Genomic DNA, 8,518 nt, shown 5'->3' with positions numbered 1-8,518 from the left:
CCCGGCAGGGCGCCACGCGCATGCGGTCTGGCCCTCTGTTTGGGGCGCCATCTGGGGCACCATCGGCTAAACGGGTAAACTGCGCGGATGCAACGAATCACCACTACCGGCCGCGTCAATCTGAGCCACCTGTTCTGGCTGCGCAATCTTGCGATCATTGGCCAGCTCGTGACGATCGGCGTCGTCCAGACCTATTTCGGCGTGCATCTGCCGTTGCCGGCGATGCTGATGGTCATCGCGCTCGAAATCGTGTTCAACGCGCTGACCTGGGTGCGCGTGCTGCGCGCGCGGCCCGAGACCAATTTCGAGCTGCTCGGCCAGCTGTGGGTCGACCTCGGCGCGCTGTCGGCGCTGCTGTTCCTGTCGGGCGGCACGACCAACCCGTTCGTGTCGCTGTACCTGCCGTCGCTCGCGATCGCGGCGGCGGTGCTGCCGTGGCACCTGATGATCTGGCTCGCGGCGTTCGCGGTCGCGTGCTACGCGTCGCTCGGCTTCGATTCGGTGCCGCTCAACATGGACAACCCGGCGAACCTGTTCGACTACTACCGCACCGGCATGTGGGCGAACTTCATGGTCAGCGTCGGGCTGATCGCCTGGTTCGTCGCGCGCATGTCGAATGCGTTGCGCCAGCGCGACGCGGCGCTCGGCGAGGCGCAGCAGCACCTGTTGCGCGACGAGCGGGCGGTCGCGCTCGGCGTGCAGGCGGCGACGGTCGCACACGAGATGGGCACGCCGCTGTCGACGATCGCGATGCTGACCGAGGAATTGCGCGACGCCGCGCGCACCGACGCGGGGCTCGCGCGCTACGAGGCCGACCTGAAGGTGCTGGACGAGCAGATGTCGCTCTGCACGTCGGCGCTCGCGCGACTGCGCAGCCGCGCGAGCGCGCCGGCGAGCCGCCAGCCGGTGGACGACTGGCTGGACACGTTCGTCGAGCACTGGCGCCTGCGGCATCCGCACGTGCAGTTCGAACTGCTCGGCGCGCGGCCGGCGGGCGTCGCGCTCGACGATCCGGTCGCGGCCGGCCAGATCCTGACGATCCTGCTCGACAACGCCGCGCGCGCGAGCCCGCATCGCGTGACGCTCGCCGCGAAGGTCGCGCACGACGGCGCGGACGACGAAATCGAATTCGAGGTATGCGACGATGGCCCGGGCATACCGGTCGCGTTGCGCGAGTCGCTCGGCGCGATGCCGGTCGACAGCACGCAGGGCGGGCACGGGGTCGGGCTGTACCTTGCGTTCAGCGCAGCAGCGCGGCTCGGCGGCGTGATCGAGCTGTCCGACGCGACGCCGCGTTCGGCAAGCCATGCCGCCGGGCGCCAGAACGGCGCGAACGGTACGAATGGCACAAGCGGCACGAGCGGCACGAATGGCGCCACCGCGGGTCGTCCCGCAGGGGCTTCCTCCGGGCGCGGCACGCGGGCCGTGCTGCGCCTGCCGGTCGCGCGCCATGCGGCGTCGCCCGCCGCCACACCCAACACGTAGACGGAGAAACCACATGAGCGACAACAACTTCCTGGTGATCGACGACAACGAGGTGTTTGCAGGGACGCTCGCACGCGGCCTCGAGCGCCGCGGCTATGCGGTCCAGCAGGCGCACGACAAGGAGACGGCGCTCAGGCTCGCCGCCGGCGGCAAGTTCCAGTTCATCACCGTCGACCTGCATCTCGGCGAGGATTCGGGCCTGAGCCTGATCGCGCCGCTGTGCGACCTGCAGCCGGACGCGCGGATCCTCGTGCTGACGGGCTATGCGAGCATCGCGACCGCCGTGCAGGCGGTGAAGGACGGCGCGGACAATTACCTCGCGAAACCGGCGAACGTCGAATCGATCCTCGCCGCGCTGCAGACCAACGCGACCGAGGTGCAGGCGGACGAAGCACTCGAGAATCCGGTCGTGCTGTCGGTCGACCGGCTCGAATGGGAGCACATCCAGCGCGTGCTCTCGGAAAACAACAACAACATCTCGGCGACCGCGCGCGCGCTGAACATGCACCGCCGCACGCTGCAGCGCAAGCTCGCGAAGAAGCCGGTGCGGCAGTAAGCGCGCGCCGCGTCGCTGCGGGACGGGGCGGGATGGGGCGAGACAGGGTGGCAAGGCGCCGCCCGCCCGCGCATGAAAAAACGGGCGGCTCCGCCGGAGCCGCCCGTGTTCCGTTCGGACTGCGTACGCGTTACAGCACGTAGCGCGACAGGTCCTCGTCCTGCGACACCTCGCCGAGCGCACGCTCGACGTACTTCGCGTCGATCGTCACGCACTCGCCGGCGTGGTTGCCGGCCGCGAACGACACTTCCTCGAGCAGCTTCTCGATCACCGTATAGAGACGCCGCGCACCGATGTTCTCGGTCTTCTCGTTGACCGCATACGCGATCTCCGCGAGGCGGCGGATGCCGTCTTCGGCGAACTCGAGCTGCACGTCCTCGGTCGCGAGCAGCGCCTGATACTGCTTGACGAGGCTCGCGTCGGTTGCGACGAGAATCGCCTCGAAATCCTTCACCGACAGCGAATCGAGTTCGACGCGGATCGGGAGGCGGCCCTGCAGCTCAGGAATCAGGTCGCTCGGCTTCGAGAGTTGAAATGCGCCGCTCGCGATGAACAGGATGTGATCGGTCTTCACCATCCCGTACTTCGTGTTGATCGTCGTGCCTTCGACGAGCGGCAGCAGGTCGCGCTGCACGCCCTGGCGCGACACTTCGCCGCCGCCGCCTTCGTTGTTGCGCGACGTGATCTTGTCGATCTCGTCGAGGAACACGATGCCGTTCTGCTCGCAGTTCTGCACGGCCTTCGTCTTGATTTCCTCGTCGTTGACCATCCGCGCCGCTTCCTCGTCAGTGAGCAGCTTCAGCGCTTCCTTGATCTTCAACTTGCGGCGCTGCTTCTTGCCGCCGCCGAGGTTCGAGAACATCGAGCGGATCTGTTCGGTCATCTCTTCCATCCCGGGCGGCGCCATGATGTCCACGCCCGCCGTCGGCTGCTCGAGGTCGAGCTCGACTTCCTTGTCGTCGAGCTGGCCTTCGCGCAGGCGCTTGCGGAACGTCTGACGCGTTGCGTTGTTGTCGTCGTTCGCGTGCTCGGCGTTCGCGCCGAAGCCCACCGCGCGCGGCTGCGGCAGCAGGATGTCGAGGATGCGGTCCTCGGCCTGGTCGGTCGCCTTGCTGCGCACCTTGCGCATCTCGGCTTCGCGCGTCTGCTTGACCGAGATGTCGATCAGGTCGCGCACGATGCTGTCGACGTCGCGGCCGACGTAGCCGACTTCGGTGAACTTGGTCGCTTCGATCTTGATGAACGGTGCGTCGGCGAGCTTGGCCAGACGCCGCGCGATCTCGGTCTTGCCGACGCCCGTCGGCCCGATCATCAGGATGTTCTTCGGCGTGATTTCCTGACGCAGCGGATCGGCGACCTGCTGGCGGCGCCAGCGGTTGCGCAGCGCGACGGCGACGGCCTTCTTCGCGTTGTCCTGGCCGATGATGTGCTTGTCGAGTTCCGAGACGATCTCGGCAGGGGTCATGGTGCTCATGTTTGGTTCCTTACTCGATCGTTTCGATGACGCGGTTGTGGTTCGTATAGATGCACATGTCGCCGGCGATCTCGAGCGACTTCTCGACGATCTCGCGCGGCGACAGTTCCGTGTTCTCGGCGAGCGCGCGGGCCGCGGCCTGCGCGTACGCGCCGCCGGAGCCGATCGCGCAGATCCCGCCTTCCGGATCGAGCACGTCGCCGTTGCCGGTGATGACGAGCGTCGTGGTCGCGTCGGCCGTGATCAGCATCGCCTCGAGGCGGCGCAGCATCCGGTCGGTGCGCCAGTCCTTCGCGAGCTCGACGGCCGCGCGGGTCAGGTTGCCCTGGTGCTTCTCGAGCTTCGCCTCGAAGCGGTCGAGCAGCGAGAACGCATCGGCGGTGCCGCCCGCGAAGCCGACCAGCACCTGGTTGTTGTAGATCCGCCGCACTTTCCGCGCGCCACCCTTCATGACGATGTTGCCGAGCGTCACCTGGCCGTCGCCGCCGAGCGCGACCTTGTCGCCGCGCCGGACCGAAACGATGGTCGTGCCGTGAAATTGCTCCATCTGCGTTCCTTGAGAAAAACGGGGAAGAGGCGGCGGCGCGCTGCGCCGCCGCGTGAATCGCGGTGCGCCGGGGAGCGGCCCGGCACGCATTGGATTCATTTTAGGGCGCGCGCCGGGATATCAAGAGGGGGCCGGGAGTGCTGCCGGAAAAACGGCAGGCGGCCTTCGAAAAAACAAAAAGCGCGCGGGAGGCCGCGCGCTTTCGTGAAGCAGCGTGTCTGGGCGGAACGCCGGCTGCTCAGTCGCCGAACAGCTTCTGGCGCAGTTCGCGGCGCTCTTGCGCCTCGAGCGACAGCGTGGCGGTCGGCCGCGCAAGCAGGCGCGGAATGCCGATCGGTTCGCCGGTTTCCTCGCACCAGCCGTAATCGCCGGATTCGATCCGGGCGAGCGACTGCTGAACCTTCTTGAGGAGCTTGCGCTCGCGGTCGCGCGTGCGCAGTTCGAGCGCGTGCTCTTCCTCGATCGTCGCGCGGTCGGCCGGATCGGGGACGATCACGGTCTCGCGCAGGTTCTCGGTCGTCTGGCCGGCGTTGTGGAGAATTTCCGACTGCAATTGTTCGAGCCGAGCTTTGAAGAAGGCGAGCTGATCCTCATTCATGTAATCCTTGTCGCTCATCTTCAGGATTTCGGCTTCGGTCAAGAGTTTCTTCGTCATCTGCTTGCTTCTTCAATGTGCGGCAAATCACGTGATATTGCCTGCACTTTGGGATTACCCGCAACTGCGCTTGCAATCATTTGCGATTTGCCGCTGCGGGGCCGAAAGCCTCTGGAAAACCGGTTCTCAAATACCAGGATAGGCCTGGCGTCGACATGCGCGCGGCGAACCGGAATGCTGCGCGGCAGGTCGCATCGGTCGCGGTCGGGTGGTGGACACGCGATCCGGCACGTTTGCGATTCCCGGGTTTTCGTTCTGCAAGAACCGGGCCTGTAATTGCCCGTACTCCAGCGGGCACGTATTGTAACTGAATCGCAAGACTGCGCCGTATCGGGTCGATCCCCGTCGGCTGCGCCAATATCTTCAAAATATAACGCGCAAACCGCGAAAAAGCGATGACGCCAAAACCCTTGCCGGAGGCGGCGCTGCGCCGCCCTCGGTGCCGTCGAGGCACCGAAGGCGGAACGCGTCGCGCGCCGCGACGTCAGGCGAGGCAGGCGTCGAGGCCGTCGGTGATCAGGTCCTGCGGCAGATCGACGCCGATGAACACCATCTTGCTGGTCTTCTTCTCGATCGGCAGCCACTTCGCGGCGAGGTCGCTGCCCATCATCTGGTGCACGCCCTGGAACACGACCTTGCGGTCGACGCCCTTCATGAACAGCACGCCCTTGTAGCGCAGCATCCGCTCGCCGTAGATCTGCAGGATCCCGCCGAGGAAATCCTCGAGCTTGTTCGGATCGAACGGGCGATCGTTGCGGTATACGAACGACTTGATCTTGTCGTCGTGGTGCGCGTGGTGGTGATGGCCGTGCGCGTGATCGTGGTCGTGATCGCAGTGGCCGTGATCGTGGTCGCAATGCGCGTGGTCGTGATCGTGGTCATGGCCGTGGTGCGCGTGCTCGTCCTCGGCGAGGAAGTCCGGATCGATCTCGAGCTTCGCGTTCAGGTTGAAGCCGCGCAGGTCGAAGATTTCCTTGATCTCCGCGTCGCCGAAGTTCACGACCTTGATCGCCGCGCGCGGGTTCATGTGCACGAGGCGATGCTTCAGATCGGCAACGGTCTGGTCGTCGACGAGATCCGACTTCGTGATGAACAGCCGATCGGCGAAGCCGACCTGGCGCTGCACGACTTCGTGTTCGTCGAGCTGCGCGTCCGCATGCTTCGCGTCGACGAGCGTGATGACTGCGTCGAGCAGGAAGTCGTCGGCGATCTCGCTGTCGATGAAGAACGTCTGCGCGACGGGGCCCGGGTTCGCGAGGCCGGTCGTCTCGATCACGATGCGGTCGAAGTCGAGCTTGCCGTCGCGCTTCTTCGCGGCCAGATCGCCGAGCGCGCGTGCGAGGTCGCCGCGGATCGTGCAGCAGATGCAGCCGTTGCTCATCTGGATGATCTGCTCGTTCGTATCCTGCACGAGGATCTCGTTGTCGATGTTCTCTTCGCCGAACTCGTTCTCGATCACGGCGATCTTCATGCCGTGCTGTTCGTTCAGGATGCGCTTGAGCAGCGTCGTCTTGCCGCTGCCGAGGAAGCCGGTGAGGATGGTGACGGGAGTGGCCATGTCGGTCGCCTGTGGTTCGTGAGTTCGTGAATCGGGGTCAAAACCAGAATGTGCGTCGCGTCCGGTTATCCGGGCGCACAACCATTCATTGAAACATAGCTGTCAAGCCCCCGCCCGTCGTCCGGACGACGGGCGAGTGTGTTGATCCGGCGGGCACCGAGAGGAAGCCGGCGGACGGCTGCCCGCGAAGATCGGGGCGATCAGACGATTTGCAACAGCAGGCCCTTCAAATATTCGCCTTCCGGGAACGCGGCGAGCAGCGGGTGATCGACGCCCGCGCCGAGCCGCTTCAGGATGCGCGCGTCGACCTTCGCGTCGGCGGCCGCGCCCGCGACGATCTTCTGGAACAGGTCCATGTCGATCGCGCCCGAGCACGAGTAGGTGAACAGCAGGCCGCCCGGACGCAGCAGCTTGAAGCCGCTCAGGTTGATGTCCTTGTACGCGCGCGCGGCGCGATCGACGCTGTCGCGGGTCGGCGCGAACTTCGGCGGATCGAGCACGATCAGGTCGAAACGCTCGCCTTCGTCGACGAGGCGGCGCAGCGTCTTGAACGCATCGGCGTCGAGCCAGGTCGCGCGCGCGGGGTCGAAGCCGTTCGCGGTGACGTTCTGCTGCGCGAGCGCGAGCGCATCGCCCGACGAATCGATCGACACGACGCGTTTCGCGCCCCCTTTCAGCGCCGCGAGCGAGAAGCCGCCCGTGTAGCAGAAGCAGTTCAGTACGTCGCGCTCGTTCGCGTACTGCGTGACCAGCGCGCGGTTGTCGCGCTGGTCGATGTAGAAGCCGGTCTTGTGGCCGTTCGGCACGTCGACGTGGTAGCGCACGCCGTTCTCGTTCGTGATCAGCGTCGCGGGCGGCGCGTCGCCGGCGAGCACGCCGGTCGTCTGCTCGAGGCCTTCCTTGTCGCGGATCGATACGTCCGAGCGCTCGTACACGTTCGGGCAGCCGGTCGCGCCGGTGAGCGCGGCGACGATCGCGTCCTTCCACGCTTCGACACCGGCCGCCATGAACTGGCAGACGAGCTGGCCGCGCGGCGCGTCGGAGCCGGGCACGTCCTCGATGTAGTAATCGACGATCAGCCCCGGCAAGCCGTCGGCCTCGCCGAACACCAGGCGCACCGCGCCCGTGCCCGACACCATCGTGTTGCGATGCGCGACCGCGCGCTGCACGCGCCGCTTGAAGAAAGCGTGGTCGATCGGCTCGTTCTCGTCGAAGCTCCACACGCGCACGCGAATCTGCGATTGCGGGCTGTATGCGCCGCGCGCGAGGAAGCGGCCGTCGTGCGCACGCACGATGACGGTCGCGCCGGACGCGGGCTTGCCGTCGACGCGGTCGATCGCGTTCGCGTAGATCCACGGATGACGGCGCAGCAGCGATTTGTCCTTCGACGGTTTGAGTGTGACGGTTTGCATGGCTTGATCGAAATGGGCCGCGTCCCGCGAGGACTTCGTCCGGTCATCGGGCGCGGCGGGTAAAAACGGAAAACGCGCGCGTCAGTCGCGCTTCTTCGCGCGCGGGTGCGCGCTGTCGTAAATCTTCGCGAGGTGCTGGAAGTCGAGCGACGTGTACACCTGCGTCGCGGCGACGCTCGCGTGGCCGAGCAGCTCCTGCACCGCGCGCAGGTCGCCGCTCGACTGCAGCACGTGCGTCGCGAACGAGTGGCGCAGCACGTGCGGATGGACGTGCGCCGGAATGCCCGCGGTGAGCGCCGCGCGCTTCACGCGCTCGCGCACGACGCCCGGCGACATCCGGTTGCCGCGCACCGACAGGAACAGCGGATGCGGGTCGTGCTTCACGAACTCGCCACGCACCGCGAGCCATGCGTTCAGCGCGTCGATCGCCTTGCGGCCGACCGGCACCTTGCGTTCCTTGTTGCCCTTGCCGCGCACGGTCACCTCGGCTTCGGCGAGGTCGAGCCAGCCAGCCGAGCGGTAGCCATCGGCCTCCGTGTAGCTGGCGTCGAGCCCGATCAGTTCGGCGAGGCGCAGGCCGGACGAGTAGAACAGCTCGAGGATCGCGTGGTCGCGGATGCCTTCGGTCGTCGCGGGCAGCGGCGCGTCCATCAGCGCCGATGCGTGGTCGACCGACAGCGCCTTCGGCAGCGTCTTCGGGCGCTTCGGCGCGCGCACCGCGGCGACCGGGTTCGCGGGCAGCTCGATGCGCTGCGCGAGCCAGCGGTAGAACGCGCGCCACGCGGACAGCCGGTGCGAGATCGAGCGCGCGGAGAGCCCGCCCGCATGCGC

Annotated in this window: 7 protein-coding genes and 1 pseudogene; 2 read left to right on the top strand and 6 right to left on the bottom strand. The window is 66.6% G+C overall.

Features of this window, described 5'->3' with window-relative positions; all coding sequences use genetic code 11:
- The first annotated feature begins 87 nt into the window (after positions 1 to 87).
- Positions 88 to 1,485, top strand: coding sequence for an ATP-binding protein (locus tag G3N94_RS38005; protein WP_205799357.1), 1,398 nt, complete (start codon positions 88 to 90; stop codon positions 1,483 to 1,485).
- 13 nt (positions 1,486 to 1,498) lie between these two features.
- On the top strand, positions 1,499 to 2,041 hold the full coding sequence (locus tag G3N94_RS38000; protein ID WP_205799356.1) for a response regulator transcription factor: 543 nt from the start codon (positions 1,499 to 1,501) through the stop codon (positions 2,039 to 2,041).
- 130 nt (positions 2,042 to 2,171) lie between these two features.
- Here the strand turns inward: G3N94_RS38000 and hslU are convergent, their stop codons facing one another.
- The 6 genes and pseudogenes from hslU to G3N94_RS37970 form a co-directional block, all read right to left on the bottom strand.
- Positions 2,172 to 3,515: an ATP-dependent protease ATPase subunit HslU gene (gene hslU / locus G3N94_RS37995; RefSeq protein WP_205799355.1), complete on the bottom strand. Its 1,344-nt coding sequence runs from the start codon at positions 3,513 to 3,515 to the stop codon at positions 2,172 to 2,174.
- Positions 3,516 to 3,525: 10 nt separating this feature from the next.
- Positions 3,526 to 4,062: an ATP-dependent protease subunit HslV gene (gene hslV, locus G3N94_RS37990; protein ID WP_205799354.1), complete on the bottom strand. Its 537-nt coding sequence runs from the start codon at positions 4,060 to 4,062 to the stop codon at positions 3,526 to 3,528.
- A 238-nt stretch (positions 4,063 to 4,300) separates the two neighbouring features.
- Entirely contained in the window at positions 4,301 to 4,717 is a 417-nt protein-coding gene (gene dksA / locus G3N94_RS37985) for an RNA polymerase-binding protein DksA (RefSeq protein ID WP_124600752.1), read from the bottom strand.
- A 484-nt stretch (positions 4,718 to 5,201) separates the two neighbouring features.
- Positions 5,202 to 6,360: pseudogene (locus G3N94_RS37980) on the bottom strand (GTP-binding protein).
- A 115-nt stretch (positions 6,361 to 6,475) separates the two neighbouring features.
- A complete protein-coding gene (locus tag G3N94_RS37975; protein ID WP_205799352.1) occupies positions 6,476 to 7,687 on the bottom strand; it encodes a class I SAM-dependent rRNA methyltransferase in 1,212 nt (403 codons plus the stop codon).
- An 81-nt stretch (positions 7,688 to 7,768) separates the two neighbouring features.
- The coding region (locus G3N94_RS37970) for a tyrosine recombinase XerC (protein ID WP_205799351.1) at positions 7,769 to 8,518 on the bottom strand (750 nt) is incomplete at its 5' end.

The organism is Burkholderia sp. Ac-20353, assembly GCF_017104785.1.
Lineage (GTDB): Bacteria > Pseudomonadota > Gammaproteobacteria > Burkholderiales > Burkholderiaceae > Burkholderia.
This window is presented reverse-complemented; position numbering and strand designations above follow the sequence as displayed.

Bases quoted from the DNA above. Each gene is read 5' to 3' on its own strand.
- G3N94_RS38005 (WP_205799357.1), top strand. From the start codon at position 88: ATGCAACGAATCACCACTACCGGCCGCGTCAATCTGAGCCACCTGTTC.
- hslV (WP_205799354.1), bottom strand. From the start codon at position 4,062: ATGGAGCAATTTCACGGCACGACCATCGTTTCGGTCCGGCGCGGCGAC.
- G3N94_RS38000 (WP_205799356.1), top strand. From the start codon at position 1,499: ATGAGCGACAACAACTTCCTGGTGATCGACGACAACGAGGTGTTTGCA.
- hslU (WP_205799355.1), bottom strand. From the start codon at position 3,515: ATGAGCACCATGACCCCTGCCGAGATCGTCTCGGAACTCGACAAGCAC.
- dksA (WP_124600752.1), bottom strand. From the start codon at position 4,717: ATGACGAAGAAACTCTTGACCGAAGCCGAAATCCTGAAGATGAGCGAC.
- G3N94_RS37975 (WP_205799352.1), bottom strand. From the start codon at position 7,687: ATGCAAACCGTCACACTCAAACCGTCGAAGGACAAATCGCTGCTGCGC.